The organism is Marinovum sp. J2-8 (genome assembly GCF_055808435.1).
This window is the reverse complement of record NZ_JBVVRZ010000002.1, coordinates 229801-256323: the sequence shown is the minus strand read 5'-3', so window position 1 is coordinate 256323 and position 26523 is coordinate 229801. Positions and strand designations below refer to the sequence as shown.

The window sequence follows — 26523 nt, the reverse complement described above, 5'->3', positions numbered from 1 at the left end:
CCAAACCGACGTCTTTGCCCGCCTGCGCAAGGCTTGCAAATCGGTGCAAACAGGGAACAGACCCGCGTGCCGAAACCGCCAGAGCCGTCATTCTCTGATCTGACTGTGTTGATGTTGGCCGTGCGCGACAAGCGCGACAGGGCGGCCTTTGGGCAGTTGTTCGACTATTTTGCGCCGCGTCTGAAAGGGGTCGCCATGCGGTCCGGTCTGGGCAGCGGCGCCGCCGAGGATGTCGCGCAGGAGGTCTTGCTGACAGTTTGGCGCAAGGCGGAGCAGTTCGATCCGCATCGCGCCCAGGTGTCGGCCTGGATTTTCCAGATCGCCCGCAACCGGCGCATTGATCTGGTGCGCAAGGAAAACCGCCCCGTGCCCGAGGAGATCAAGATCGCCGACGAGGTCGAAGACGACGCAGGCCAGATCGTGGCGATGGAGCAGGAGGCAGGGCAGTTGAAACAGGCCCTTGACCGGCTGAAGCCCGCCCAGCGCGACCTGATCCAAAAGGCCTATCTGGGTGATCTGACCCACAAGGAAATCAGCGACCAGACCGGCCTTGCGCTGGGAACCGTCAAATCCCGCATCCGGCTGGGTCTTGAACGGTTGCGCCATGATTTAAAAGGATTGCGATAGATGTCGCAGATACATCACCATATCCCCGAGCCGATGTTGATGGCCTATGCGGCGGGAACGCTTGAGCATTCCTTTGCCCTGTTGGTTGCTGCGCATGTTTCCATGTGTGACGATTGCCGTTCCGCTTTGGGCGCGCATGAGGCCGTCGGCGGGGCGCTGCTGGAACAGCACCCTGAACAGGCCGTGTCGGCCAGGATGAAAGACGCGTTGTTTGCGCAGCTGGACGATGCCCCAAAGCAAGAGCCCGAGGTGACCTATGGGCGGTCGGGTGTGTTTCCCGGTCCGGTCATGCAGGCGTTGAAAGGCCAGCCGCCACGCTGGAAATCGGTTGGCGGCGGGGTGCGGCAGACGCTTTTGCATGCCGATGCGGCGGGCAGCGTGCGGTTGCTGTACATCGCCCCCGGCCGCGCTGTGCCCGATCATGGCCACAACGGAATAGAATTGACGCTGGTGTTGCAGGGCGCGTTCCGCGACGAGACCGGGCGTTTCGGCGTTGGCGATCTGGAAGTGGCGGATGACACGGTGGAACATACGCCCGTCGCAGAGCTGGGTGCGCCCTGTATCTGTCTGGCGGCAACCGATGCGCCGCTGCGATTCAACAGCCTGATCCCGCGCCTGTTGCAGCCCTTGCTGCGCATCTGAGACGTTAATACCCAACGCGACATGACACAGTTTGAAACGCGCCGCGACGGTTGTCTGGCGCGTTTTTTGCTGTTTGCGCGCGTCTCTTGTGGGCAGGAAGGTGATTATATTTCCGATTATCGGAATTAATTGCAAAACATATGCCATTTATAGGATTAAATTTGACAGCTTTGACCTGATTTGTGATGCCAGTCCCATGGGCAAACACTTAGGGGATGTGGTGCGATGGCGTGGCGAATTGGGGTCGATTCCGGTGGAACGTTCACGGATGTGTGCCTGATCGACGATGACAGGGGCGACCTGTCTATCTGGAAGGTCAGTTCAACCCCGGATGATCCGTCGCGCGGCATCGCGCAGGCCTTTGCCGCGGGGATCGAACGGGTCGGGGCGGATGTTGTCGATGTGTCTTTCTTTGGTCACGGCACCACCGTGGCGACAAATGCGTTGATCCAGAATCGCGGTGTGAAGACCGGCCTTGTCACCACCAAGGGCTTTCGCGATTTGCTGGCCATTGGGCGGCAAAAGCGGCCCGACCTATATGATCTGCAAGCGGACAAACCGGTTGAATTGGTGTCCCGTGATCTGCGCATCGGGGTTTCGGAACGTCTGCGCATTGATGGCAGCGTGGAAATCCCGCTGGCCGAAGACGAGGTGCGCACAGCCGCGCGTCATCTGCGTGACGCCGGGGTCGAGGCGGTTGCGGTTTGTTTCCTCTATTCGTTTCTGTCGGACGCCCATGAACGCCGCGCAGCAGAAATCATCGCAGAGGAATTCCCCGACGCTTTTGTGGCGCTGTCGTCGCAGGTGGCGCCGGAATTTCGCGAATTCGAACGCCTGTCCACCACCGTGGTCAATGCCTATCTTGGCCCGGTGATGCGGGGGTATGTGCGGGCGTTGAGCGGCAAACTGGCCGATGCCGGCCTTGATGTCGCGCCGCAGTTGACCCAATCGAACGGCGGGGTCACCGGGTTCGAAATTGCTGCGGAAATGCCGGTGCGCACCGTACTGTCCGGCCCGTCAACCGGGGTTGTCGCGGCGCAGGCCCTGGGAAAGATGAGCGGGATCGGCAATCTGATCACTTTTGACATGGGCGGGACCAGTTCGGATGTTGCATTGCTGACCGATGGCAGTTGCCGGATGGTGGCAGAAGCAGAGGTGCACGGCTATCCGCTGAACACCCCGATGCTTGATATCCACACGGTTGGGGCCGGGGGCGGCTCGATTGCCTATGTGGACAACGGCGGGCTGTTGAAGGTCGGACCGCGCAGCGCCGGGGCCCATCCGGGACCGGCCTGTTACGGTCTGGGCACATTGGAACCCACGGTGACGGATGCCAATGTCGTTCTGCAAACCCAGAATCCGACGGCGCTGTTGAATGGGCAGATGCCCATTGATCGCGGCTTGTCCGTCGCCGCAATTGAACGGTTGGCGCAACAGCTTGGTCTGGGGGTCATGGAAACGGCGGACGGCATTCTTGATATTGTGACGGCCAATACGGCCAAGGCGATCCGCCTGATCTCGGTCCAGCGGGGCCACGACCCACGTGATTATGCGATGGTGGCCTTTGGTGGCGCCGGTCCGGTTCAGGCGGCGCGACTGGCCCGGGAATTGGGCATGTCGCGTATCCTGATCCCGCGGACACCGGGGGTTCTTTGCGCCCTTGGTCTGTTGATGACCGATTTACGGACAGATTATTCCGCCACCCAGATCATGCTGTTGGACGATGCAACGCCGGACATGTTGCGTGGCGTGTTCGATGGGCTGCGCGCCCAGGCAGAGATCTGGTTCAATGCCGAGGCAATCGCGCCAGAGGCCCGCAATGTCACGCTGCGGGTGGATATGCGGTATGCGGGTCAGAACTATGAAATCGCGACCGATCTTCCGACCGAAGAGATCACGGTAGAGAGTTCTGGTTGCCCTGAAAGACAGTTTTCTCGCCCATCACCAACGGCTTTATGGGTTTGTGGCAGAGGGCGATGCGATCCAGATGGTGACCTATCGGCTTCAGGCCACGGGCAGTGTGCCAAAGGCCGATCACCCGAAATTCCCGCATGCCGGACCGGATGCCAGCGCGGCCCTGACCGGCAGCCGCCCGGTTTGGATGCGTGACGCCGGTGGGTTTGTCGAAACACCGATTTTTGCCCGTGACCTTTTGTTGCCCGGCAATGTCATTCAAGGGCCGGCGATCATTGACCAATTGGACACAACAACCGTTGTGCCGCCGGACATGGTGGCCACGGTGGATCTCTACAAGACTCTGATATTGGAGTATAATTGATGCGCGCGCCGACAGAAACCACCCTGAACCCGGTCACCGTCGAAGTGATTGGCAGCGCCTTTTCCTCTGCTGTTGATGAAATGGGCGAGGCATTGGTCAGGGCCAGTTATTCCACCAACATCAAGGAACGCCGCGACTGTTCCACGGCGCTATGCACGGCCACCGGCGATATCCTGTGTCAGGCAGAGCATATTCCCATGCATCTGGGCAGCTTTTTGCAATTCGTGCCCAAGTTGCTTGAGGTCTATAGCGTCGATGATGTGCATCCCGGCGACGTGTTCATTGGCAATGATCCTTATGCCGGGGGGGCACCCATCTGCCCGACATCGTGATGGCGTCCCCGATTTTTGTCGAGGGCGCGCTGTTTGGCTGGGCGATCAACACGGCCCATCATTCGGATTTCGCCGATCGTGGTCATGCCCATATCTATCAGGAAGGCTTGCGCATTCCGCCATTGCGGTTGGACCGCGCGGGCGTGCGCCAGGACGAGGTGATGCGCCTGTTCCTGCTGAACTGTCAGGTGCCAAAAGAGCGGGTGTCGGATCTGCGTGCACAGATGGCCGCCAATCGGCTTGGCATTGTGCGGGTGCAGGAGCTTTGCAGGAAATTCGGCGGTGACATTGTGCGCGACGCGGGCAAGGCGTTGATGGATTATGCCGAGCGCAAGATGCGGGCCGGGATCGCGGCCATTCCCGATGGTCGCTATGTGTTTGAAGACGTTTATGAAAGCGAGTTGCTGGAAGGGCATCTTGATCTGGGGGTCACGCTGACGATTGCCGGTGATGCGATGCAGCTTGATTTCGTCAGCCCGCCACAGGTGCGGGCGGGGTTGAATGTCATCTACACCGCGCTTCAGGCCACGGTCTATTACGCGGTCAAGGCGGTGGTCGATCCTTCGGTCCTGCCGAACGCGGGTCTGGCCCGCCCGATCACCATCAATGCCGAACCCGGGACTTTGTTGAATTGTGCCCATCCGGCGGCGGTGGACGGTCGGATTTCAGCCTGTCAGCGGGTTGTGGATCTGGTGCATGGCGCATTGGTTCAGGTGGTTCCGCATCGGGTGACGGCGGCCAGTTGCGGTTCGGTCCATGTGGCAAGTTTCAGCGGCACGCGACCGGGTGGCGGGCTGTGGGTGTATCTTGAAACCATCGCTGGCGGGTCCGGTGCGCGATACAACAAAGACGGGCTTGATGCCGTTCAGGTGCATATGACCAATACGTCGAACCTCCCGCTTGAGGCGCTGGAGGCGGAATATCCGATCACGCTGTTGCAATATGAATTTGCCGAGGATTCCGGCGGCGATGGTAGGTTTCTGGGCGGAATGGGGGTGCGCCGGGTGTACCGGGCCGAAGCCCCCTGTCGGGTCCAGATCATGGGGTCCAGATTGTCGTCGCGCGCCTGGGGGCTGGATGGCGGGGCAGCGGGCAAAAGCGGGGCGTTTCTGGTCAATGGCAACCCAAAGGCAATTGATCTGTCGGGCACAATCGACCTGGTGAAGGGCGATGTCTTTGCGGTGGTGACACCCGGTGCCGGCGGTTATGGTGACCCCGCGTTGCGCGATTCCGCCGCGCGCGCACAAGACGCGAAGGCCGGGCGCAGGCCCGCCCGTTAAGGGGATACCATGGCTGAGACGGGTGGCGATACGGGTGGTGAAACGGGGCAGGGCGCAAAGTCATCGTCAAATGCGGCACGCGCGGCACGCATCCTTGTGACATTGGGCGAGGCCGCGCCGAGGGCCTTTCGGTCACTGAGCTGGCCGAAATTATGGCCGCATCGCGCGCGCCTGTGCACCGCGCCCTGTCTGCTTTGGCGGAAGAGGGGTTGGTCATGCAACGGGGCCTGGCGCGGAAAGTACCATATTGGCCCGGCGATCCATGCCATTGCGGCGCGACAGCAACCGATCACCACACTTGTTGAAACTCTGCGCCCCAGCCTGATGCAGATCGCCGCAGACACAGGGTTGGCGACGTTTCTGATGGCGCGGGCCGGATTTGACAGCGTTTGTCTGGATTTTCAGACCGGCTTTGCGACCGTGTCGGCAATGTTCGACGGTGTGGGGGGACGGCTTCCGCTGGGCGTTGGTGTCGGCGGGCAGGTGATCCTCTGCGGTATGGATCCGGCAAGCCGGGATCGCATTCTGGAAATCAACGCCCCGCGTTTTGCCGAATGGGGGATGCGCCCAGAGGACATTCGCGCCGAGATTGCGACATATGCCGGGAACGGCTGGATTGTGGTGTCCCGCAATTCGGGGTTGGGCGGCGAGACCAAGGTCAGCAGTCTGGCGGTTCCTCTGCGGTCTGTTGGTCTTCCAGAGCTTGCGGTTTCGGTTCTTGCGCCCGGCGAAAAGATTGCGCCGGATCTGCGTGCGCGCGTGTTGGAGGCATGTGCGCGGCATTTGCCGAAGTAGGTTGAAGCCCGAAATCAGGTGAAGTGTCTTTCGGTGATGCCCCGTGGTTCGCGGTGGCTTGCGGTGGTCTGCGGCGCGAAATTGGATCGGCGCGCCGCAAACCTCTGATACTATGCCACGTCGTGACATTATGCAGACTGAAGCGCGGCAGACCCTAGCCCGCAGCGGCCTCTCGTGCGCGCAACGCCTTGATCACCTGATCCGCGCCATCGTCGATCGCTTGGCAAATCGCCTCGCCTGCGGCGGCGGCGTCATGGGCGCGCAATGCAACGATCAGGGCCTGATAGTTGGCGTGATCGGTGGTGCCAACGGCAGTCGGGTCGGGGAACAGGTAATTGAACCCCGGACCTGCGCGCATCCAAAGTGTTTCGATGATATGCAACAAGGTGGGCATCTGGGCCGCTTCGTAAATGGCAAACCGAAGCGCCTTGTTCTCTTTCAGCGCATCATGGTGGTCTTCGGTATGTTTGGCCTCGATATAGGCGGTCACACGACGTTCCAGCGCATCAACCTCAACGGCTGTAATGCGGATCGCTGCGGTTTCTGCCGCAAGGGATTTAACCCGTTTGCGGATGGCGGCAAGCTCGCGGTAGCGCTCAACCGTAAGCAAGGGCACGCGGAACGAACTGGCCGGTTCTGCCGTCAACACACCAGAGGCCGCGAACCGCACAAGGGCCTCGCGAACGGGTGTGATGCTCATGCCCAGAGAATCGGCCAACTCCTTGGTGACCAACCGCGTTCCCGGTTCAAGCCGCCCTTCGACCAATGCATCGCGAAGCTGTGATTCCACATGGGACACAAGGCTGGTTCGGGGGGGCGCTATGAAAGACTTAGACATGGGATAAATTTCCTCCGCTTCTTTCCGATACCATAGCGCAATCATGTGACTTGTGAAAGTATGATATATTATATATCCTGACGGAGTTCGGACCAAAGATCTCTCATCAAGAAGCCCCAAAAAGGGGCGACCAATCCAACAGGAACCAAAATCATGAAGCACCTCTCTGCACTTGCTCTTGGCCTTGCGCTGGCCTTACCTGCCACTGTCGTTCTTGCCGAAGATACAACCCTTGTGATCGGACGGTCTGCGTCTACCAATGCGCTGGATCCGGGGTTTCTGCGCGAAGCGGCGACCATCGTAGACAATATTTTCGACACATTGGTGATGCGTGATGAAAATATGGACCTTGTGCCCGGATTGGCCACGGAATGGACATCGGTTGATGACACGACTTGGGAATTCAAACTGCGCGAGGGCGTGACATTCCACAACGGCGAAGCCTTTGACGCCAATGCGGTGAAATTCACGCTGGACCGGGTTCTGAACCCCGACAACAAAGCGCCGACCATCTCTTATATCCGCACGATTGACAGCGTCGAGGTTGTCGATGCGACAACCGTGCGCATTCATACCCAGGGCGCTGATCCGCTTCTGCCCACCCGGATGAGCCGCTATCCCGCCTATATCGTGCCGCCACAGTATATTGCGGACCATGGCCGCGATCACTTTGCCAACAATCCGGTGGGCACCGGCGCCTATAAATTCGTCGATTTCATCCCGGATGAACGCGTGACCCTTGCCGCGAACGAAACCTACTGGCGGGGCGCGCCGCAGATCGACACCGTTATCTGGCGTCCGATCCCGGACAACACGGCGCGTATCACATCGCTGATCACCGGCGAGGTCGATCTGATCGAAGATGTGCCCGTGGATCTGGTGCCTTTGCTGCAAAATGCGCCTGATGCCGATCTGGTGCAGGTGAAAAACGGCGGTCTGATCGTGTATCTTGGCCTGCGGATGGACAAAGCGCCGCTGGACAACAAACTGGTGCGCAAGGCGCTGAACCACGCGATCAACCGCAAAGGCATCACGGAAAACCTGCTTGGCGGGCTTGCCACACCGGCAGGCACACAGGTGGGCGTGGCCGATTTCGGATATCTCGATCTGCCGGTGCCGGCCTATGATCCGGACCTGTCACGCAAGCTTCTGGCCGAGGCCGGTTTCGAAGATGGCTTCGAAATCACGATGCAATCTTCCTATCGCTATATGAAAAACGCCGAAGTTGCACAGGCGATCGCGCAGCAATTCGAAGACATCGGTCTGACGGTGGATCAGGAAGTGATGGAATGGTCGGTCTACACCCAGACCGTGCCGTTTGAGGGGCCGATCTATATGTTGGGCTGGGGGTCGACGCAAACGCTTGACGCGGATGCCGCGGTTTACGCGATCTTCAAATCAGGCGAGCCTTATTCCGGCGCGGTGGTTCCCGAACTGGACATCCTGCTTGAAGAAAGCCGCCAGACGGTCGACCCTGCCGCACGCGAACAGCTGTTGTTCCAGGTGCAGGAGCTTGCGAATGAAGAAGTGCCGTTGATTTCGCTGTATCAGGAAGACAAACTTCTGGGCAAAGGTGTTGATGTCGATTTCGGCGGTCGCCCCGATGCGCGTATCCCTGTCTTTGAAATCTCGAAGGACTGATTTGCTGTGTTCGGACGGTTTCAACTCAGAAGCAATGAAGACGCCGCATTGGCCATATTCCTTTTGGTCAGTGCGGTGGTCGTCAGCCTTGCGATCCCGCTATTCTGGCCGCTGGACCCGCTGCGCGGGGACATCATGGCGACGTTCAAACCTCCGATGACAACAAATGCGGGTGATTTTCATCCGCTTGGCACGGATCAGCTTGGGCGGGATCTTCTTGCCCGGCTGGGGCTGGGAACCTTGATTTCCTTCGGCATTGTGCTTGTCGCGGCCTTGATCTCTGTTGTTCTGGGCACGGCGCTGGGCATGATTGCCGGCTATTACGGCGGTTGGACCGACGCGATCATCATGCGGTTGGTCGACATCCAGCTGGCGGTGCCCTTTATCCTGTTGATCCTGCTTCTGGTATCGGTTCTGGGGCCAAGTTTGTTCAACCTGATCATCGTTCTTGGGCTAACGGGTTGGGCGATCTTTGCCCGTGTTGCGCGCGGGCGCACGCTGGAGGTGCGCGAGCTGGAATATATCGACGCCTCGCGCGCCATTGGCCTGTCGGATCTGACCATCATCTTTCGCCACATCCTGCCCAACATCATCGGGCCTCAGACCGTCTTGCTGACCCTGGATCTGCCGCGATTGATCATCCTTGAGGCCTCTGTCGGGTTTCTTGGGCTGGGGGTGCAACCGCCGGTTCCGACATTGGGCAATCTGATTGGCGAGGGGCGGTCGTATATGCTGATCGCCAACTGGCTTGTTCTGTACCCCGGTCTGATGGTGGGGGCATTGGTCATTGGCTGTAATCTGCTTGGCGACTGGTTGGTGCGCCGCGCTAAATCCAAGGTGTCCTGATCATGAAGGGTTTTCGTTTTCTTCTGTCGCGGGCCGTTCAGGGGGTGATCGTCATGTTTGGCGTGTCGCTGTTGGTGTTCTTTGCGCTGTTTCTGACCGGTGATCCGGCGGCCCTTATGATGGCGCCGGATTCCACCGTCGCCGAGATTGATGCCTTCCGCGAGGCCATGGGGTTCAACGATCCGATCCTCGTCCAATACGGGCGGTTTCTGGCCGGGGTGGTGCAGGGGGATTTCGGCAATTCCCTGCGCTATCAGCGCCCGGCTCTTGATCTGCTGAGCGAACGGTTGACCGCAACAGGCGTTCTGGCGCTGTCTGCATTGCTTTGGTCATCGCTGCTGGGGTTTGCCTTGGGGGCCATCGCCGCCGTGCGCAAGAACAAGCCAATTGATTTTGCAATCCGGGTGATTTCCTTGCTGGGGCAGGCGGTTCCGGTGTTCTGGCTGGCATTGATGATGATCATTCTGTTTTCGCTCAACCTGCGTTGGTTGCCGTCCAGCGGATATGGCACGTTTCAGCAATTGATCATGCCCTCGGTGGCATTGGGGGCCTATTACCTGAGCGCGATCACCCGCTTGGTGCGCGCCAGCCTGATCGAGACATTGGGCGAAAACTATATTCGCACCGCACGGGCCAAGGGGCTGACGCAATGGCGGATCGTGGTGCGCCATGCGATGCGCAATGCGATGATCCCGGTTGTGACCTTGCAGGGCATGTATCTGGCGTCGCTGTTGGGCGGTGCCTTGGTTACGGAGATCATTTTTGCCTGGCCCGGCATTGGCCGTCTGGCGGTCGAGGCGATCCAAAACCGGGATTTCCCGGTGGTCCAGGCGGTGGTCCTGTTCGCCGCCATGGTCTTTGTGATTGCCAATTTTCTGGTCGATGTGGCCTACACTTGGCTCAATCCCCGGATTCGCCTGTGACGTCGCTGGGGGATTCACTTGCCCTGACGGGTCGCTGGTGTGCGATTCCGTCGTATGAGGACAATGCGGCGGGCATGGCGCGTCAGGTCGCGGATATCCTTGGCTGGTTGCAAACGGAATTGGGCGCCACGATCATCGCGCCGTCGTGCCAGACCGGGGAACATGCGCCCGTCATTCATGCACGTTTGGATGTTGGCGCGGCGCGCAGCGTGATCCTGTACAATATGTATGATGTGATGCCCGCCGTGGCCGAAGGCTGGAGCAATGATCCTTGGACCGGTGGGCGTGGCACGATGGAGGACGTGGGCGAGGTTTTCATCGCGCGCGGGGCGGAAAACAACAAAGGCCCCTTGGCGGGCATGTTGGTTGCGTTGCGGGATATGCACCGTGCGGGGCGGTTGAAGGTCAATGTCGAAATCCTGTTGGATGGCCAAGAGGAAATCGGATCACAAAAGATGCGCGCCTATCTGGCGGCGGTGGATTGCCCGATGCCGCGTTGTGTCGGGGGGCTGTTCCCGTCTTTTTGTGAATATGGCGGCGGCGCGCCACGGGTTTACCTTGGGTTTTCTGGCATGGCCAAGGGCCGGATCACCGTGTCAGGTGGCGCTTGGGGCGGGCCATCGACGCCGATCCATTCCAGCAACGCCCCCTGGATCGCCAATCCCGCCCGCGTTCTGGTGGATGCGCTGTCCGGTTTCGGCGGGGCGGTGACCGGCGCATTGGGCCGGGTTGATTTGGACGCCGAAGCGCAGGGGTTGATCGACAATCTGGCACGGGATTTCGACCCGGACGCGGAACTTCGGTTTCGCACCAGCGAACGCTTTGCCACGACCGGTGACGCGGCGGCGCAGCTGCGCAGCGTTCTCAGCACCGCCTCGATGAACATTTCATCCCTGCGCACCCTGCCGGTTGGTGACAGCGCGATCATCCCCCACAGCGCCGAGGCGATGTTTGATCTGCGCGTGCCGCCGGGGCTGGATGGCGATGCCTGTCTCAAGGCGTTCCGCGACCACCTTTCGGTGCAACCGGGCTTGGCGGGCGTGTCATTGGAGGTTGGCGAAACCTCTCCGGCGGTGCGGTACGGATTGACGAGCGCGGCGGCACAGGCGCTGTTGACGGCCTATGACGCCACATCGCGCGCGCCACAGATCTGGCCCTGGGCGCTGGGATCTGCGCCGGGCCATGCGTTTGCACGCCATACGGACAGCTTCATGATCGGCGGTGCGGGCCGGGGTGGGCATGCCCATGGGGTGAATGAATTTCTATCGGTTGCAGGCTTTGACCGGTTTTTGAAATCGGTCGATGTCTGGCTGTCGGAGATGGCGACATGACAACAGACGAGCTTTTCCTGTCGCAAGAGGATCTTGTGGCCGCCGGGGTGTTGGATTGGGACCGGGCCGTTGCCGATGTGACCGAAAGCCTGGATCTGTTGCATCGCGACCAGGCGGCGATGGTTGCCGAAAACACCCTGTCGCTGGGCAGGGATCCACGCGCCAAAGGCTATGGTCTGCCGGCTTGGGTCGGGGGGCGGTTCAATGCCGCCGGCCTCAAGTGGAGCGTTCATCGCCCAGAGGCCCCAAAGGGCGGTGCCGCCATAACCGCCCGCACCTTTGTCGATGATCTGCACAGCGGGTTGCCCCTGGGCATTGTTGACGCGGCGTTGATTACGCGGGTGCGCACCGCGGCGCTGTCGGGCGCGATCATCCGGGCCTTGATGCCGGTGCCGCGTTCCATTGCGATCATTGGCGGCGGCGCCCAGGCGATCAGCCATCTCCAGATGTGTTTGGCGCTGTTTCGCGAACTTCCGGCCATTCATCTTTGGACCCGGTCCGGTCGAGACCTGTTCGAACATGCGCAGCAAACGCCGCCCAAGGGTGCAACCGTCACGATCCACGCCAGCGCAGATGCAGCCGCGCGGGCGGCGCAGGTGGTGCTGACCTGCACCTCCTCTCCCGCGCCCTTGCTCAGCCCGGCGGCTGTGCATTCCGATCAGCTTATCCTGCAGATCGGCTTTCACGAGGTCAGTTTTGCGGCGATCGACGCATGTGATGTCGTGACCTGCGATCTTTGGGGCGATTTTGCCGACCACAGCGCAAAAAGCCTGTTCCAGATGTATCGCGCAGGGCGGTTTGCGCCCGATCAAATTGCGGCGGATGCACAGAGCATTCTGTCGGGGGATTGGCGGCCAAATGCCGGGGCCTCCGTCTATTTTTCCAGTTTTGGCCTGAACATTTTTGACATCGCGCTGGCCGCCAGAGTATTGCGCCGCGCCGCTGCGATGGGCATCGGAATTCCGCTGGGGCGCGGCGGACACCACAAAGGGACGCAATCATGACCGTGACACTCACCGCCGAAGAGCTGAAAAACCGTATGGGCGAGGCGGGTTTGGTACTTGTTGATACACGGTTGGAACCCGCGTATCGCCAGAACACGATCCCCGGCGCGATCTTTCTGAATGTCTATGATTATTTCGTGCCGGACAGCACGGATGCGATCTATCACGGGATGGCAGCAGGGGCCTGGGCGGCGTTTTGTGCGGCGGGACTGGATCAGACAAAAACCATCGTCTGGTTTGAAGAAGACACCGGAATGCGCGCGCCGCGTGGGCTCTGGTTTCAGGAAATGCTGGGCCTGGACGGTGGGATGATCCTGGATGGTGGTTTGGCCGCCTGGCGCGCCGCTGGTGGTGATTTGGCCCCCGGCCAAGGCGACAGTATCGCGATCACCCATTCCGACACGCGCCCCCCGTCGGGATGGCGCCCGGAATTGGCGGCAACGCGGGCAGAGGTTCTGCACCCCGGTGCACATGTCGACATCTTTGATGTCCGGCGGCAAAGCGAATTTGATGGCAGCTTCAAACATGATTGCTGTGTCCGGGGCGGGCGTATTCCCGGCGCCAAGTTCATGTTCTACGAAGATATGTTGCACGATGGTGGCTATCGTCCGGCGTCCGAGATCCGGGAACGGGCCATCGCCGCAGGACTTGATCCGGCGCGCGAGGTGATCACCTATTGCCACCGTGGGGCCCGCGCGGCGACCGCTCTTTACGGTCTGCGCCTTGCGGGGTTTGACAAGGTGCGGGTCTATGTGGGCTCCTGGCACGAATGGGCCGGGATCGAGGGGCTGCCGATTGAGACCGGCTGAGGTGCCGCAGGGCTAGAGCCAGGATTGCAGCTCGATTTCGGAGCCGTCGGAAAATCGTTCGAAGCGGAACGGGGTCAGGTCGAGTGTCGGTTTGCGCCCGCTTGCCAGCTCGGCCAGGGCGCGTCCCGCGGCGGGGCCAATCCCGAACCCATGCCCGGAAAACCCGGTGCCAATGGTAAGCCCCGGATGTTCGGCAACGGTTGAAATCACCGGAATGGCGTCAGGTGTGACATCAATATAGCCGCCCCAACGTTGGGCAATTTCGACATCTGCCAGATGGGGCAGGGTGCGTTGCAGATTCCGTTGAACCGCATTCAGCGCCCGTCGGGATGGATCGGGGTCCATGATCCGGTGCTGTGTCAGGCTGCGCTCCAGGTATTTTGGTGCCAAGAGCCACTGGAATTCACGCAGGCTTGTGCGGGTCAGGCGAAAGGACAGGCCGCGCATCATTGACCGCAACCCCTTTTGAAAGGCAATGACATGCCGAAAGCTGTCGGGAACGATCTCGGCGACGGCGGTCGAGGAAGAGGCCACGGTCAACCCACCGTCGCGGCGCAGGCGCAGCGCCAGATCCCCGAGCGATATGCTGGGCCCAAGGCCCGAAACCTGACCCGATTGGGCCGGGTCTGTGCGGATATCGGACGCAATTGGATCTGTGCGCATCGCGGATGAAATGACCTTGAGCTGTGGCAAACGCAGCCCAAGCCGCGCCAAAAGCGGCGCCGACCAAATCCGCCGGCAACCACCACATTGCGGGTCGCAATCCGGCCGGTTTCGGTGCGCACGGCACAGATGCCTTTTGTGTCTGTCTCGATGTCAAAGGCTGCGCATCCCTGAAACAGATGCAGCCCCGCGTCACGGGCGGCACGCGCGATCAAGGGGGCGGCGGCCTGGGGTTCGGCCCGGCCATCCTGCGGCGTGTGCAGCGCACCATGTACCGGATGGGACAGCGCGGGGATCAATGTTGCGACCGCGTCCGGGCTCAGGATATGGGCGATCACCCCATAGGGATGGGCGGCCTTGGCCCAATTTTGATAGGTCTGAAGTTGGGCGGCACTGTTGGCCGCATAGGCGATGCCGCATTGCACATAGCCCAGTTCCGGGCCGAATTCCGCTGACAGCCCGCGCCAAAGCCTGCGGGATTGTACCGCAAGTGGCAATTCCCGAAGATCGCGCCCCGCTTGTCGAATCCAGCCCCAATTGCGGCTGGATTGTTCGCCGCCGATGATGCCCTTTTCCACCAGAACCACGCTGTGCCCCTGTCGGACAAGGTCGCGCGCGGTTGTGACCCCCATAATGCCACCGCCGATCACGACGAAATCCGCGCTCTTTGGCATTGGATCGGATGTGTTGTCGACGGCAAGGGGCGCAGGCCCCCGGTTGGGATATGGGTTCATTTCAATAACAATCTTCGACCGACCAATGGATCGGGATTTCGGCGATGCTGGCGGTTGGCGGAAGTTCCAGAACCATGCGGACAATGCGCGCCACGTCCTCGGGTTGGGTCATGTCCGCGCCATCGGTTCCGGCTGCGGCCCGTCCCATTTCGGTGGCGACAAAACTTGGGCAGATCGCGGTTGACCGCACGCCACTGTCGCGCCCGGCCTGACGCAGCGCATGGGCCAGCCCGACAACGGCGAATTTCGACATCGCATAAAGCCCCGCACCCGCCGATTTCACCCGCTTGCCGGACAGCGACGCCAGTGTGATGACCCGGCCCGGGCCTTCTTCGCCGCCTTCCAACAGGGGCCAGGCCACGCGGGCAATCCGCATTGGCGATTTGACGTTGATGTTGAAAATCTGATCGAAATCCTCGTCCGTTGTGTCCAGCGGCGATCCTTTGATCAGGGTGCCCGCGCTGAGCACAAGCCCGTCAAGTCGCCCGAAATGCCCGGCCGTCGCGGCCACCCAATCGCGTTCGCTTTGCGGATCTTCCGCATCAAAATGGTTAAGCGTGACACGGTTGGATGTGGGCAGCGGGCTTTGAGCGACATTGCGAAGGCCAAGGCTGAGCGACCAGCCAGGCCTGAAAAAGATCGGTGGCGATGGCGGCCCCGATGCCCCGGCTGGCCCCGGAAATCATTGCGACAGGTGCGGTCATGACACAATCCTTCAACTGGCCAATGCGGTCAATTCTTCGGCCCATTCCGGGCCGGGCACCTGCACCCGGTGGCCCGGTGCGACCTGACGCCATTCGCGGCGTGGCGGTTCAAAGCCGGCGGGTTTGATCGGGCTTTTCAACTCCTTGACGTCAAGGTTATGGCGAAGCCCGCGCCGCGCCGGATCGGGCACGGGAACCGCCTGCAACAAACGTTTTGTATAGGGGTGCTGTGGGGTTTCAAAAATCGCCTGACGCGGACCGATTTCGACAATTTCACCCAAATACATGACGCCGACCCGATGGCTCATGCGTTCAACAACCGCCATGTCGTGGCTGATGAAAAGATACGACAGCCCAAGGTCTTCTTGCAGATCCAGCATGAGGTTGATGACCTGGGCCTTGATCGACACGTCGAGGGCCGACACGGCCTCGTCCGCGACAAGCAGCTTTGGCGTCATGCCCAAGGCCCGCGCAATGCAAAGCCGCTGGCGCTGACCGCCGGAAAACTCATTTGGATAGCGCCGCGCCATGTCGGCCTTCAGCCCGACCTGAACCAGGAGCTCCGCGACCTTTTCCCGTGCTTGCGATTTCGTTGCCAAACCATGGGTCAGCATGGGTTCGGCAATCGCATCGCCAATGCGAAACCGCGGATCAAGGCTGGCAAACGGATCCTGAAAGATCATCTGAACCTTTTGGCGATGGCGCAGCATGGCCGCGCGCGACAGGCCGAGGATTTCTTCGCCGTCCAGTTTGACCGAACCAGAATCTGCCGGGGTCAGGCCCAGAATGCTGCGTCCGGCCGAGGATTTTCCGCACCCGGATTCCCCCACCAAGGCCAGTGTTTCACCGCTGCGAATATCAAGATCGATACCTTCGACCGCGTGAACATTCCCGGTGGATCGTCCAAGGATATCGCGCCCAACGCCGTAACGCGTGGTCAGCCCCTTGACCTGCAAGACCGGTGTGCCAGCCGTATCAACCGTGTCGGGCACCGCGCGGGACGGCACTGCGTCACCGGTTGTGACATCGACCAAAGGGAACCGCGCGGGCAGGGACGTGCCCTGCATCGACCCAAGGCGCGGCACCGCCGAAAGCAAGGCGCGGGTATAGGCCTGGTTTGGTGCCGTGAAAATGGCCTCTGTTGCCCCCGTTTCGACCGCGCGCCCATGATGCATGACGATGGTCCTGTCGGCGATTTCGGCCACAACGCCCATGTCATGGGTGATGAAAAGGACGGCCATTTCCTCTTCCTCTTGCAGCACTTTGATAAGTTCGAGGATCTGCGCCTGAATGGTGACGTCCAGGGCGGTGGTGGGTTCATCCGCAATCAGCAGTTTGGGACGACAGGCCAGCGCCATTGCAATCATGAACCGCTGGCGCATCCCGCCGGAGGATTGATGGGGATATTCGCCCATACGCTGTTTGGCCGCCGGGATGCGCACCCGTTCCATCAATCTTTGTGTTTCGGCCTGTGCTTCGGCAAAACTCATGCCCCGATGCGCCACCAGTACCTCGCCAATCTGTTCGCCGATTTTCATTGACGGGTTCAGGGATGTCATCGGTTCCTGAAAAATCATCGCGATGTCGTTGCCACGCACGCTGCGCATCCTGGCTTCGGGAAGGTCCAGCAGGTTTTGACCATCCAGCGTCACGCGGCCCTTGATCCGGCTGGTCTCTGGATCCAGCAGGCGCATTGCCGCCAGCGAGGTGACGCTTTTGCCAGAGCCGCTTTCGCCGACCAGTGCCAGGGTCTCACCAGCGGCAATGGTGAAAGACATGTCGTGAACCACCGGGGTCCAACCGCCGCGCCCGCGAAACGCAACGTCAAGCTGTTCGACGGAGAATACAGGTTTTGTCATCGCGTGCGCCCTGTTGTTGGTGCGATCCCGAGCTTATCCCCGCGTGGCCCGAACCGGGAAGGGAGATTAGGCGAAACCGTGCTTGCCAATTACGATATATCATATATCTAGAGATGCAAGCCGGGCCGTTGCAAGGGGTTTCTCCTGTTTTCGGTCATCACCAACCTGACTGTGAGGATCCCCAGCATGAAACTTGACGACCTGCCGCGCCTTTCCCTTGGTTTCCTGCCAACCCCGATCGACGACCTGCCCACGCTTGGCGCAGAGCTGGGAATTTCGCTGTCGGTGAAACGCGATGATTTCACCGGCTTTGGCGGCGGCGGCAACAAGGTGCGCAAGCTGGAATTCCTGATGGCGGATGCGGTCGAAAAGGGCGTGCAGGTCGTGATCACCACCGGCGGGCACCAATCAAACCATGCGCGTATGACGGCCGCTGCGGCGCGCAAGTTCGGCATGGAACCGATCCTTGTTCTGCGGGGCAATCGCCCCGACGCATGGCAGGGTAACCTGCTGCTTGATCACCTGTTGGGGGCAAAGATCGATTTCCTCGACCCGGATGCATATTTCGAGCAGGTCAATCCATTGATGCAACAGCGCGCAGACGAGGCCGAGGCCGAAGGCAAAAAAGCCTATGTCATCCCCTTGGGCGGTGCGAGTGCCCTTGGGGCGATGGGCTATGTCAATGCGATCAAGGAACTGGCCGAGCAATACACAGCAATGGGACGCAAAGCGCCCGATTATATCGTCGCCCCGCTTGGGTCGGGCGGGACATTGGCCGGGATTACCGTTGGGTGTTCGATCTGGTGGCCAGAGACCAAAGTGATGGGGATCTCGGTCACCGGAACGGCGGTGCCGTTTGATCAACGGATTTCGGCCATGGCCAATGATGCGGCGGAATTGCTGGAACTGGACCGCCGGTTTGATGCCAGCGATTTGCTGATCCAGGATGACTATGTCGGCCCCGGCTATTCGATCCCGTCAGACGCCGGAAACGCTGCGATCAAACGCGCGGCCCGCAGCGAGGGTGTGTTGCTTGATCCGGTCTATACCGGCAAGGCCATGGCCGGGATCATCGGCTCGGTCGAAAACGGCACCATCGCAAAGGGTAGCGATGTCCTGTTTGTGCATTGCGGCGGCACGCCAGCGTTGTTCCCGTTCAGCGGTCAGCTGACGACCGACCTCGAAAGCTAGGGTTTCTACCTGTGCAATCGACGGTACGCGTCATGCGGTCTGTCGATTGCCGGGGATTGCGATGTCCCGGCTTTGCACCGCCTTGCGCAGATGACGCAGAAAGCTGATTTCGAGGCTCGATCGGGTGTGTGAGGCACGTTGCACGATCCCGATCGGGCGCAGAAAGGCCGTGCTGTCAATTGGCAGGAATTCGATTGCGGCGCTGTGACTGGACAGAAGCGTCGGCAGACGCGGCATCACGGTGATCAGATCGGATTTCGCCACTGCCTTATACGCGGTTTCGGTGGAATCCGTATCAAGCGCGATATCGAACGAGGTGACGCCAAATTTGGCCAGCCCGTCTTCGGTCTGAAGCCTGAGATAGCTGCCGCGCGAATGGGCGACCCAGCGTTGCGCCTCAAGATCCTGTGGCAGAATTTCGGCTTTGCGGGTCAGGGGATGCGCCTTGCGGCAGACAACCCCCAGCATGTCATCGGCAAGCGTTTCGGTCTCAAGTTGCAGGTCCGTGGCATGCGGGCGGGACGGCCCTACCACCAGATTGATTTGCCCGGTGGACAGTTGGGTTTCCAGTTCAACCAACAGACCGACCCGCAATTCCACCCGGCACCCGGTATGGGTGGCCAGAAAATCGGCCAGGATCGGGGCAAGAACGTTATCGGCCAGCGACGGCGGCGTGCCGATCAAAAGACTGCCGGTTTGTCCGGTGGACACATGCTGGGCATAGGCGCGCGCCTGTTCGTCAGCGGCCAGCATCATCAGCCCGAAACGCGCAAACGTCGTGCCCAGATCCGTGGCGACGGATTGCCGCCCGATCTTCTCAAAAATCGGCGCGCCGAGCCGTTCCTCCAGCTTTTTCATGTTTTTGCTGAGGGCGGGTTGCGCCACGCCCAGTTTTGCCGCCGCCGCCCCGAAAGAGCCGCATTGCACGATGGTGGCGAGTTGGATCAGATGTCTTGGGTCGATCTGCATGGGCGCATCCAGTTTTCCGCGCCAACCGGGGCGCGTGGTCAGGCTACACCGCTGTGGGTTGGCCGTCATCCTTTGCTGTGGTCACGGGCTTTGCTGGGGCACGGGGCGCTGGCGGCGGATGTGAAGGCCCCATGGCCTTGGCCGGCAGTTGGTATCGCGGGGCCGGTACGGTGACCGGCCCCGGTTGGAACTCATGCGGCGCGGCGCGCCCTCATGCGGGCCTGAACCAGCGGCCAGAGCGACAGAACCACGGTCAACACGATAAAGAACAGTGAGATCGGGCGCGTGACCAGCGGCAACAGGCTGCCGTCATAAAGCATCAGGCCCGAGCGCAGTTCCTTTTCCGCCAGCGGCGCAAGGATATAGCCCAGAACAAAAGGCCCGACCGGAAATCCGCCCCTGCGGAACACGAACCCCAATACGCCAAAGGCCATCATCACCCAGACGCTCGACATGCTGTTGGACAATGAATAAACGCCGATCACACAGCAGACGATGATTGTCGGAAAGAGGTAGGCCCGCGAAATGGTTGCGATCCGGGCAATCGGACGCACGCCCAGAAACATCAACGCCGCCATCATGAAATTGGCCACCAGGGCCGCCGCAATGACGCCATAGGCGATGTCGGGGCTGTTGGTGAACAGCAAAGGCCCCGGTTGCAGATTGTGGATCACCAGCGCGCCAATCAGGATCGCGTCGATCACACTGCCGGGAATGCCAAGCGTGATCAACGGGATCAGCGCGCCATTGACCGAGGCATTGTTCGAGGATTCAGCCGCTACAATCCCGGCTTCTTCGCCTTTGCCAAAGGTTTCCGGGTGGGTCGAGAAGCTCTTGGTTGTGGTATAGGCGACGATCGCGGCGATTGCGCTGCCGACACCGGGCAGAACGCCGATCCATGTGCCGATCAGGGACGACCGCACCGCATTGGGCCCGTGTTTCCTCAGGTCACCGGCAGAGGGCATGAATTCGGTCAGCTTGCCGCCCTGCTGCTGGATCGGTTTTTCCTTTTTCAGCACGTCTTCGATGATTTGGCTGATGACAAAGACCCCCAGCAACACCGGCAGCAGGGAAAAACCACCGTCGAACGCATTGACCCCAAAGGTCAGCCGCATCACACCCGAGGATGCATCCGGCCCAACCATGGCCACGGCCATGCCAAAGAGTGCGATCAACAAGCCCTTGAGCAGGGTGCCCTCGGCAATCGTCGCGATCAGAACCAGGGCCATAAGTACCAGCGTAAACAGCTCGTATGGTCCGAATTTCAGGGCGAAATCCGCCAGCGGCGGTGACAACAGGGCCAGGAACAGCCAGGAGATGATGCCGCCCACAAAGGAGGCCATGATCCCCAGCGACAGCGCGCGGCCCGCACGGCCCTGTGCCGCCATCGGATAGCCATCCAGCACGGTCATGACCGCCGAGGGCGTGCCGGGCATCTTCAGCATGATCGCCGTGATCAACCCGCCACTGACCGAGCCGACGTAGATCGACACCAGCAACATCAAGGCCAGGACCGAATCCATGTAGAAGGTCACCGGCAACAGCAACGCAATCAGCATTGCCCCGCCAAGTCCGGGAATGGCCCCCACAACGATGCCCAGCAGCACGCCAAGGAAGATAAAGAACATCGGCGCCGGGGCGAGGAGGTTCACGAAAGCCTCTAACAATTGCATGGCGCGGCTCCTATTGCGGCAGGACAACCGACAGAATGTCGGTGAATGTGTAGGTGAGTACAAAGCTCATGACGACGGCGATGGCCGCAACGGTGACAAGCTTGCGGGCTGTGAAATCCGTCATTGCCGCCCCCAATGCAGCCAGGAACAGCAGGGTGATCCAGGTAAAGGGCAGGCCGCCGACGGTCAGCGCCACAAGATAGATCAGCGTGATGACCACAACCAGACCGAACCGGGCGATCTGCGGCGCATCCACATCTTCGGCGCGCTGAATGCCGCGTTCGCCCGCGCCAAGAAGGCTCTGCGCCGCCTTGGCCTTGGGACCGGTTTCCGGGGTGGCGCGCGATGCCTCTCGCAGCAGGACAAAAATGCGGACCACCAGCAGCGCCAACAGCAACCAAGCGATATAGCGCGGCAGCCCCGCCGGACCCAATGGGTCGAACATCGGCGCGGGCAGGGACGCGGCACCAATCAGCATGGCCAGACCGGTGGCCAACAACAGCACCAAGCCAAATTCGCCCCGGTGTTCGTCGAGTAGATATTTCATCAATTTGCGCTCCTCCCAAAGCGTCCAGCGTCAGGCCCGACAGGTGGGCAAAGGTGCGCGGTCCTGCAGGTTGATCATTTCGGCGACCATATTCTGGACCAACCGGCTTTGCTCGTCTGCATGATCCGGGTGGCCCCAGAGATTGGTGTTTTCGTCGGGGTCGTTTTTCAGGTCATACATCTCGTTCCAATCCTCGCCGTAGCGGATTGTGATGCGCCAATCTTTCTCAAGGTAGGTCCGTATCCGCTGGGGCCGTTCAAAAGCGGCCATGGTGCGCTGGCTGTCTTCTTCGACGATCAGCCCCTGACGATCAATCTTGTCCAGGGCGTTGACACCTTGTGTCCCGTTGAATGGCTGGATTCCCGCCCGTTCCAGGAAGGTCGGGCCAATGTCGATGGCACTGCGCAGGGCGTCATCGCTGCGCGCCGCAGGATCACGCGGATCGGCCCAGATGAAGGGCACCCGGATCAACCCCTGATAATGCATCAGCAATTTCAGCATCAGGCCGTGATCGCCCATGTAATCGCCGTGGTCCGAGGTGAAGACAACGATGGTGTCCTCGGCAAGCCCCTGATCCTCCAGCGTTTTTATCACCCTGCCCACCGCGTCGTCGATCATGGTGATCGCGCCATAGGTCAGCGCAATGATTTCGCGCGCCTCGCGTTCTGTCACCGCAAAAGGATCCTGGCCCACCCGTGTGTCGGGCGCTTCGGCCAGTTGGCGGCGCAGGTTGTGGATCGGGGGAATGTCACCTTTTCCAAAAGAGTCGGGCAGTTCGATTTCGTCGGGGTCATACATGTCCCAATATTTGCCCGGCGGGGTAAAGGGATGATGCGGATCGGGAAAGGACATCATCAGAAAGAACGGATCGTCGTCCGGCGCACGGTTTCTAAGGAAACCTTCGCATTCGTTGGCGATCCATGTGGTCGGATAGAGATCTTCTGGAACCTGTGTCCGCCAGGCCTGTGGCGCAGAATAACGGTCGTCCTTGATGGCATTTTCGGGACCGCGCAGGGCCGCGACCTCGGGGTGGTGTTCCGCCAGCCAGATCGCATAGTCCCCGGTCACAAGGTCGGCGTGATCGTCGGCAATCCGCACATCATCGAAACCATAGAACGGCGTGCGAACCCGATGTGCCGGGTTTTCCTGCCAGCGTTTCGCGCTTTCCTGATCATAGGGCTCGCCGACGCGTTGGCGTTTGTTGGCCTCGCGCAGATCTTCTGACGCTTCTTCCAACCCCGGTTTGACGGGCCGTTTCGCGGTCGCAGGCAAGCCGGTCATGCCCTGAAGGTGCGATTTGCCAATCAGCGCGGTGTCGTACCCCTTGTCGCGCAACAGATCCACGAAAGTGGTCGAATCCAGCGACAGCGGAATGCCGTTGTGGCGGCCTCCGTGCAGGCTTGGCATACGCGATGTCAGGATGCTGGCACGGTTGCACATGCAGATCGGGTTGGCGACATAGAAGCGGTCAAACCGTGTGCCACGGGCCGCAAGAGCGTCGATATTCGGCGTCTTCACCACGGTGTTGCCATAGCAGCCAAGGTGATCTGCACGGTGCTGGTCCGTCACGATGAACAGGAAATTGGGTTTTCTGGACATGATCTCTTCCGGCAATAGGTGGGGCGCGCGCCGCTTGCGCCGCGCTGTCTGATCCCCGCAGGCCAACCTGTCAGGCCAGCGGGGTCTTGTCGAAATGGATTAGCGAAGCGCGCCGGACACCGCCGCCAGATCTTCGTAGATTGCCGCAAGACGAGCCGTCAGATCCGCGCCCGAGGAAAAGACGACTTCGTCACCCTTGGCTTCGATTGTTTCGATCAATTGCGGATCGCTTGTCGCTTGTTCAAACACCGCCGCCAGGGTGTCGACGATGTCGGCGGGGGTGCCCGCCGGGGCGTACCAGATGTTGTCGAGACAGGACACGACGTCATAGCCAAGTTCCTTGGCCGTTGGCGTATCGGGCAGCTCCGGGTGGCGTTCTTCGCCGTAATAGACCAGCGCAGAAAGCTTCGGGTTGCGCACGACCGGGGTTGCAACCACCACGGCGGTTTTGGTGTGGTTGCCAAGGATCGAGGCGATCCGGTCCGCGCCGCCGCCGGCGTTGACATAGCCAACCTGGATATCCGCGGCCTTGGCGAACATGGCGGTGGTGAAATGCGCGATGCTGCCCACCAAAGTCGCCTCTTTCACGGCGTTCGGCGCGGCCTTGGTCTGGGCGATCCAATCCTGAGCGTCCGCAATGCCCGAACCTTCGGCCGTGGCGGTCAGCAGGCAGGAATTGTTGGTTTCGGCCACCGGCACCATGTCGCTATATTTGAAGTCCAGCGTACCCATCAGCTCTGCGGTCATCATGGTCTGATGGATATAGAGCAGGGTATAGCCGTCGGCCTTGGCGTTCTTGGCCTGGCGCATGCCGATGGTGGCGGCGCCGCCGGGCACGTTGACCACGACCATGGGCTGGTCAAGCAGCTCCATCTCCTCAATACGCTGGATCACCAGACGCGCCATGACGTCGCCCTGACCACCGGCGGCAAAGGGTACGATGACCTTGATTGGCTGTTCGGGATAGCTCTGGGCAATGGCCCCTCCGGCGGCTGCGACAGTCAATGCGCCCGACAGAGCAAGCCCCGAAGCGGTTCTGGCGAAAAATCCCTTGGACATACGGTAGTTCCTCCCTGACGTATGGTTCCGTTGCCCCGGTTTTATCGGTTTGAAACTTGCCGATCTAATAAATTTACCGCCGAATACATATCGTTTTGGAATGTAATTGCCCCGCGTTCAATTTGTGGCACCAGATCGCCGATCCCGAAAAAGCCATCCTGTATCGGCGAATTTGTCCGTCGCCCAAGGCCGCAATCATCGGCAGGCGCCCGGTGGTCAGCGCAAGCGCCATTGCATGGTCCACAAAAACCTCGCCGCAGATTCGGCCGCAGGATAGGACAACGTCCCATCAATACCCAAATCCCCCCAGGATCACCCCGGCGTGCGACAGGCGGTGTTTGATTTTCAATATTATTAGCGAGAGATGGTAGGCCCGGCAGGACTTGAACCCGCAACCAAAGCGTTATGAGCGGTAAGGATCTCAGCTAATCTATTGACTTTAAGATTATTTTAGTTCTCGCAATCGAATGATTTTAAGCGCATTGAGGCGATTGACCGGTGTATTTAGGTTCAGTGAATGACCTGCCCCCCGCGAAATCCCTCACCGTAATGTAGAGTCTGCGCCAACTCTGAAGGAGCAGACAGATGCGAAAGAGTCGTTTCACCGAGGCGCAGATCATCGGTATGATCAAAGAACAGGAAGCAGGGATGCCGACAGCGGAGGTGTGTCGCAGGCACGGGCTGAGCACGGCGACTTTCTACAAGTTGAAGGCCAAGTATGGCGGGATGGAAGTTTCTGAGGCCGCCAGGCTGAAGGCGCTCGAAGACGAGAACGCCAAGCTCAAGCGCCTGCTGGCCGATACCATGCTCGACAACGTCGTGCTGAAAGACTTGCTGGGAAAGAATTGACGACATTGACCAAGCGGCGAGACGCGGCGCTTCGGGCGATGCGGGATCATGACATCTCGCAGCGCCGGGCCTGCAGGCTTGTCGGTGTCGATCCCAAAACAGTCCGGCGAGAACGCCCACCGGACTGTACCGAGATCCGCAAGGAGATGCAGGACATCGCTGCCAAGCGGCGCAGGTTCGGTTACCGCCGGATCGGCGTGCTGCTGGAGCGCAAGGGCATGACCATGAACCACAAGAAGCTCTACAGGGTCTATCGCGAAGAAGGGCTGTCCGTGAAGCGGCGGCGCGGCCGGAAACGGGCGCGTGGCACCAGGGTGCCGATGCCAGTTGCGGCGTATCCCAATGCTCGTTGGTCGTTGGACTTCGTATCCGACAGCTTCGGCGCCTCGCGGAAGTTCCGGATGCTGGCAGTGATCGATGACTGCACTCGGGAATGCCTGTGCCTTATCGCGGACACCAGCCTCTCCGGCGCAAGGGTCGCCCGGGAGCTCAGCGCTCTGATCCGGCTTTACGGAAAGCCCGGCTGCATTGTCAGCGATAATGGAACTGAGTTCACCAGTCGGGCCATCCTGAAATGGGCCGACGAGAACGAGGTGCCGTGGCACTACATCGATCCGGGCAAGCCGCAGCAGAACGCGTTCATCGAGAGCTTCAACGGCAGTCTCAGGGATGAGCTACTGAACGAGGAGATCTTCGACAGCCTGGATGATGCGCGGCGCAAGCTGGCCCTATGGCGTTACGACTATAACACGGTCAGGCCACACTCGTCCTTGGGCAACCAAACGCCGCTGCAAGCGCGCCGTGCGCTTGAGCAATTTGAAGACTCCGCGCCCGGCGCGCTTGCGTCAGACGCGGAAGCCGAATACCCAGATTCAACCTGCAGAACTCTCATTATGAATGAGGGACCAGCAGGGGGCAGGTCAACATCAGTATTAATCCTAAGATCAATTTTTTCGTTCGCGAAATCAACGCGATCCCATGTGAGTTGAAGAACGGCAGTAACTCGGCCAGCGGTGGCCAGCATAACGTGGATCGCAGTATAGAGATGAGGCAGGTCGCTTGCAGCATCCAAAAGAGATTTGGCTTGTTTTTTTGTAATCCAAACATCTCGCGGCGCAGGCTTCGAAGGGCGTGGAATATACTTAAGATCATTCGGCTCAAGCCACTGTTTTTTAAGCGCGTAGCTGAGCGCATCTCGGAGACGTCCTAACTCGGTCCTAAGGGTTCCAGGTGACGCCAATTCTCCTGTCCGGAGGTTAACCCTCGTTGCGATATATTCATTTACGAGTTCCTCTGTGATGTCTCGTGGATAGAATTTTCCAAAATATGG

24 protein-coding genes and 1 pseudogene are annotated in these 26523 nt (G+C 60.2%); 15 read left to right on the top strand and 10 right to left on the bottom strand.

The genetic code is table 11. From position 1 onward, the window contains the following. The first annotated feature begins 111 nt into the window (after window positions 1-111). The 7 genes from AC0L4F_RS07070 (at window position 112) to AC0L4F_RS07040 (ending at window position 5954) form a co-directional block, all read left to right on the top strand. Window positions 112-627, top strand: coding sequence for a sigma-70 family RNA polymerase sigma factor (locus AC0L4F_RS07070; RefSeq protein ID WP_244687674.1), 516 nt, complete (start codon window positions 112-114; stop codon window positions 625-627). Next, the gene (locus AC0L4F_RS07065; RefSeq protein WP_244686823.1) at window positions 628-1269 is read left to right on the top strand and encodes a ChrR family anti-sigma-E factor; all 642 of its coding nucleotides are present in this window, start codon (window positions 628-630) and stop codon (window positions 1267-1269) included. Between the two features lie 225 nt (window positions 1270-1494). Continuing rightward, the gene (locus AC0L4F_RS07060) at window positions 1495-3378 is read left to right on the top strand and encodes a hydantoinase/oxoprolinase family protein (RefSeq protein WP_244686821.1); all 1884 of its coding nucleotides are present in this window, start codon (window positions 1495-1497) and stop codon (window positions 3376-3378) included. Further along, window positions 3260-3547 carry a hypothetical protein gene (locus tag AC0L4F_RS07055; protein WP_244687673.1) on the top strand — a complete coding sequence of 96 codons (288 nt, stop codon included), beginning with the start codon at window positions 3260-3262 and terminating at the stop codon, window positions 3545-3547. Before AC0L4F_RS07060 ends, AC0L4F_RS07055 begins: the two co-directional genes overlap by 119 nt. Continuing rightward, on the top strand, window positions 3547-3879 hold the full coding sequence (locus AC0L4F_RS07050) for a hydantoinase B/oxoprolinase family protein (RefSeq protein ID WP_244686819.1): 333 nt from the start codon (window positions 3547-3549) through the stop codon (window positions 3877-3879). The genes AC0L4F_RS07055 and AC0L4F_RS07050 overlap by 1 nt, the downstream gene beginning before the upstream one ends. After that, window positions 3879-5159 carry a hydantoinase B/oxoprolinase family protein gene (locus AC0L4F_RS07045; protein ID WP_244686817.1) on the top strand — a complete coding sequence of 427 codons (1281 nt, stop codon included), beginning with the start codon at window positions 3879-3881 and terminating at the stop codon, window positions 5157-5159. Before AC0L4F_RS07050 ends, AC0L4F_RS07045 begins: the two co-directional genes overlap by 1 nt. Before the next feature lie 9 nt (window positions 5160-5168). Then, complete coding sequence (locus tag AC0L4F_RS07040; RefSeq protein ID WP_244686815.1) at window positions 5169-5954, top strand: IclR family transcriptional regulator; 786 nt, start codon at window positions 5169-5171, stop codon at window positions 5952-5954. 154 nt (window positions 5955-6108) lie between these two features. Here AC0L4F_RS07040 and AC0L4F_RS07035 read toward each other — a convergent pair whose 3' ends face one another. After that, on the bottom strand, window positions 6109-6792 hold the full coding sequence (locus AC0L4F_RS07035) for an FCD domain-containing protein (protein WP_244686812.1): 684 nt from the start codon (window positions 6790-6792) through the stop codon (window positions 6109-6111). 153 nt (window positions 6793-6945) lie between these two features. Between AC0L4F_RS07035 and AC0L4F_RS07030 the strand changes: the two genes are divergently transcribed. Genes AC0L4F_RS07030 through AC0L4F_RS07005 form a run of 6 tightly spaced genes read left to right on the top strand, consistent with a single transcriptional unit; the run spans window position 6946 to window position 13346 of the window. Then, window positions 6946-8433: an ABC transporter substrate-binding protein gene (locus AC0L4F_RS07030; RefSeq protein WP_244686810.1), complete on the top strand. Its 1488-nt coding sequence runs from the start codon at window positions 6946-6948 to the stop codon at window positions 8431-8433. A 48-nt stretch (window positions 8434-8481) separates the two neighbouring features. Further along, window positions 8482-9279 (top strand): ABC transporter permease, encoded by a 798-nt coding sequence (locus AC0L4F_RS07025; RefSeq protein ID WP_244686807.1) that lies wholly within the window; start codon window positions 8482-8484, stop codon window positions 9277-9279. A gap of 2 nt (window positions 9280-9281) precedes the next feature. Beyond that, window positions 9282-10202 carry an ABC transporter permease gene (locus AC0L4F_RS07020; RefSeq protein WP_244686805.1) on the top strand — a complete coding sequence of 307 codons (921 nt, stop codon included), beginning with the start codon at window positions 9282-9284 and terminating at the stop codon, window positions 10200-10202. Further along, entirely contained in the window at window positions 10199-11533 is a 1335-nt protein-coding gene (locus AC0L4F_RS07015) for a M20 family metallopeptidase (RefSeq protein ID WP_244686802.1), read from the top strand. Before AC0L4F_RS07020 ends, AC0L4F_RS07015 begins: the two co-directional genes overlap by 4 nt. Continuing rightward, entirely contained in the window at window positions 11530-12537 is a 1008-nt protein-coding gene (locus tag AC0L4F_RS07010; RefSeq protein ID WP_244686800.1) for a hypothetical protein, read from the top strand. The genes AC0L4F_RS07015 and AC0L4F_RS07010 overlap by 4 nt, the downstream gene beginning before the upstream one ends. After that, window positions 12534-13346, top strand: a complete 813-nt coding sequence (locus AC0L4F_RS07005; protein WP_244686798.1) for a sulfurtransferase — start codon at window positions 12534-12536, stop codon at window positions 13344-13346. Before AC0L4F_RS07010 ends, AC0L4F_RS07005 begins: the two co-directional genes overlap by 4 nt. A 12-nt stretch (window positions 13347-13358) precedes the next feature. Here the strand turns inward: AC0L4F_RS07005 and AC0L4F_RS07000 are convergent, their stop codons facing one another. The 4 genes and pseudogenes from AC0L4F_RS07000 to AC0L4F_RS06985 form a co-directional block, all read right to left on the bottom strand. After that, window positions 13359-14039 carry an NAD(P)/FAD-dependent oxidoreductase gene (locus AC0L4F_RS07000; protein ID WP_348524071.1) on the bottom strand — a complete coding sequence of 227 codons (681 nt, stop codon included), beginning with the start codon at window positions 14037-14039 and terminating at the stop codon, window positions 13359-13361. Window positions 14040-14080: 41 nt separating this feature from the next. After that, window positions 14081-14683 (bottom strand): annotated as a pseudogene (locus AC0L4F_RS06995) (NAD(P)/FAD-dependent oxidoreductase); the annotation flags it as partial. A gap of 61 nt (window positions 14684-14744) precedes the next feature. Beyond that, complete coding sequence (locus tag AC0L4F_RS06990; RefSeq protein WP_244687672.1) at window positions 14745-15323, bottom strand: SDR family NAD(P)-dependent oxidoreductase; 579 nt, start codon at window positions 15321-15323, stop codon at window positions 14745-14747. 135 nt (window positions 15324-15458) lie between these two features. Next, window positions 15459-17306, bottom strand: coding sequence for an ABC transporter ATP-binding protein (locus AC0L4F_RS06985; protein ID WP_244686795.1), 1848 nt, complete (start codon window positions 17304-17306; stop codon window positions 15459-15461). Window positions 17307-17492: 186 nt separating this feature from the next. Here AC0L4F_RS06985 and AC0L4F_RS06980 point away from each other — a divergent pair, with 186 nt between their 5' ends. Further along, window positions 17493-18497: a 1-aminocyclopropane-1-carboxylate deaminase/D-cysteine desulfhydrase gene (locus AC0L4F_RS06980; RefSeq protein WP_244686793.1), complete on the top strand. Its 1005-nt coding sequence runs from the start codon at window positions 17493-17495 to the stop codon at window positions 18495-18497. Window positions 18498-18527: 30 nt separating this feature from the next. On the opposite strand, the gene AC0L4F_RS06975 is transcribed toward AC0L4F_RS06980, so the two are convergent. The 5 genes from AC0L4F_RS06975 to AC0L4F_RS06955 form a co-directional block, all read right to left on the bottom strand. Continuing rightward, window positions 18528-19466 (bottom strand): LysR family transcriptional regulator, encoded by a 939-nt coding sequence (locus AC0L4F_RS06975; protein WP_244686791.1) that lies wholly within the window; start codon window positions 19464-19466, stop codon window positions 18528-18530. A 191-nt stretch (window positions 19467-19657) separates the two neighbouring features. Next, a complete protein-coding gene (locus AC0L4F_RS06970) occupies window positions 19658-21139 on the bottom strand; it encodes a tripartite tricarboxylate transporter permease (RefSeq protein WP_244686788.1) in 1482 nt (493 codons plus the stop codon). Window positions 21140-21149: 10 nt separating this feature from the next. Beyond that, the gene (locus AC0L4F_RS06965; RefSeq protein ID WP_244686786.1) at window positions 21150-21686 is read right to left on the bottom strand and encodes a tripartite tricarboxylate transporter TctB family protein; all 537 of its coding nucleotides are present in this window, start codon (window positions 21684-21686) and stop codon (window positions 21150-21152) included. A gap of 30 nt (window positions 21687-21716) precedes the next feature. Then, complete coding sequence (locus AC0L4F_RS06960) at window positions 21717-23285, bottom strand: sulfatase family protein (protein ID WP_244686783.1); 1569 nt, start codon at window positions 23283-23285, stop codon at window positions 21717-21719. A gap of 99 nt (window positions 23286-23384) precedes the next feature. Further along, window positions 23385-24344 carry a Bug family tripartite tricarboxylate transporter substrate binding protein gene (locus AC0L4F_RS06955; RefSeq protein WP_244686781.1) on the bottom strand — a complete coding sequence of 320 codons (960 nt, stop codon included), beginning with the start codon at window positions 24342-24344 and terminating at the stop codon, window positions 23385-23387. A 585-nt stretch (window positions 24345-24929) separates the two neighbouring features. Between AC0L4F_RS06955 and AC0L4F_RS06950 the strand changes: the two genes are divergently transcribed. Beyond that, a protein-coding gene (locus tag AC0L4F_RS06950; protein ID WP_473446147.1) for an IS3 family transposase occupies window positions 24930-26182 on the top strand; the annotation gives its coding sequence in 2 pieces (ribosomal slippage) (window positions 24930-25182 and window positions 25182-26182; 1254 coding nt in all). The last annotated feature ends 341 nt before the right edge of the window (window positions 26183-26523 follow it).

Excerpts from the sequence above, each read along its gene's own strand:
- AC0L4F_RS06980 (WP_244686793.1), top strand. The coding sequence starts at position 17,493 with ATGAAACTTGACGACCTGCCGCGCCTTTCCCTTGGTTTCCTGCCAACC.
- AC0L4F_RS06985 (WP_244686795.1), bottom strand. The coding sequence starts at position 17,306 with ATGACAAAACCTGTATTCTCCGTCGAACAGCTTGACGTTGCGTTTCGC.
- AC0L4F_RS07040 (WP_244686815.1), top strand. The coding sequence starts at position 5,169 with ATGGCTGAGACGGGTGGCGATACGGGTGGTGAAACGGGGCAGGGCGCA.
- AC0L4F_RS07030 (WP_244686810.1), top strand. The coding sequence starts at position 6,946 with ATGAAGCACCTCTCTGCACTTGCTCTTGGCCTTGCGCTGGCCTTACCT.
- AC0L4F_RS06960 (WP_244686783.1), bottom strand. The coding sequence starts at position 23,285 with ATGTCCAGAAAACCCAATTTCCTGTTCATCGTGACGGACCAGCACCGT.
- AC0L4F_RS07020 (WP_244686805.1), top strand. The coding sequence starts at position 9,282 with ATGAAGGGTTTTCGTTTTCTTCTGTCGCGGGCCGTTCAGGGGGTGATC.
- AC0L4F_RS06970 (WP_244686788.1), bottom strand. The coding sequence starts at position 21,139 with ATGCAATTGTTAGAGGCTTTCGTGAACCTCCTCGCCCCGGCGCCGATG.
- AC0L4F_RS07005 (WP_244686798.1), top strand. The coding sequence starts at position 12,534 with ATGACCGTGACACTCACCGCCGAAGAGCTGAAAAACCGTATGGGCGAG.
- AC0L4F_RS06955 (WP_244686781.1), bottom strand. The coding sequence starts at position 24,344 with ATGTCCAAGGGATTTTTCGCCAGAACCGCTTCGGGGCTTGCTCTGTCG.
- AC0L4F_RS07070 (WP_244687674.1), top strand. The coding sequence starts at position 112 with ATGTTGGCCGTGCGCGACAAGCGCGACAGGGCGGCCTTTGGGCAGTTG.
- AC0L4F_RS07060 (WP_244686821.1), top strand. The coding sequence starts at position 1,495 with ATGGCGTGGCGAATTGGGGTCGATTCCGGTGGAACGTTCACGGATGTG.
- AC0L4F_RS07065 (WP_244686823.1), top strand. The coding sequence starts at position 628 with ATGTCGCAGATACATCACCATATCCCCGAGCCGATGTTGATGGCCTAT.
- AC0L4F_RS06965 (WP_244686786.1), bottom strand. The coding sequence starts at position 21,686 with ATGAAATATCTACTCGACGAACACCGGGGCGAATTTGGCTTGGTGCTG.
- AC0L4F_RS07045 (WP_244686817.1), top strand. The coding sequence starts at position 3,879 with ATGGCGTCCCCGATTTTTGTCGAGGGCGCGCTGTTTGGCTGGGCGATC.
- AC0L4F_RS07035 (WP_244686812.1), bottom strand. The coding sequence starts at position 6,792 with ATGTCTAAGTCTTTCATAGCGCCCCCCCGAACCAGCCTTGTGTCCCAT.
- AC0L4F_RS06975 (WP_244686791.1), bottom strand. The coding sequence starts at position 19,466 with ATGCAGATCGACCCAAGACATCTGATCCAACTCGCCACCATCGTGCAA.
- AC0L4F_RS07050 (WP_244686819.1), top strand. The coding sequence starts at position 3,547 with ATGCGCGCGCCGACAGAAACCACCCTGAACCCGGTCACCGTCGAAGTG.
- AC0L4F_RS07010 (WP_244686800.1), top strand. The coding sequence starts at position 11,530 with ATGACAACAGACGAGCTTTTCCTGTCGCAAGAGGATCTTGTGGCCGCC.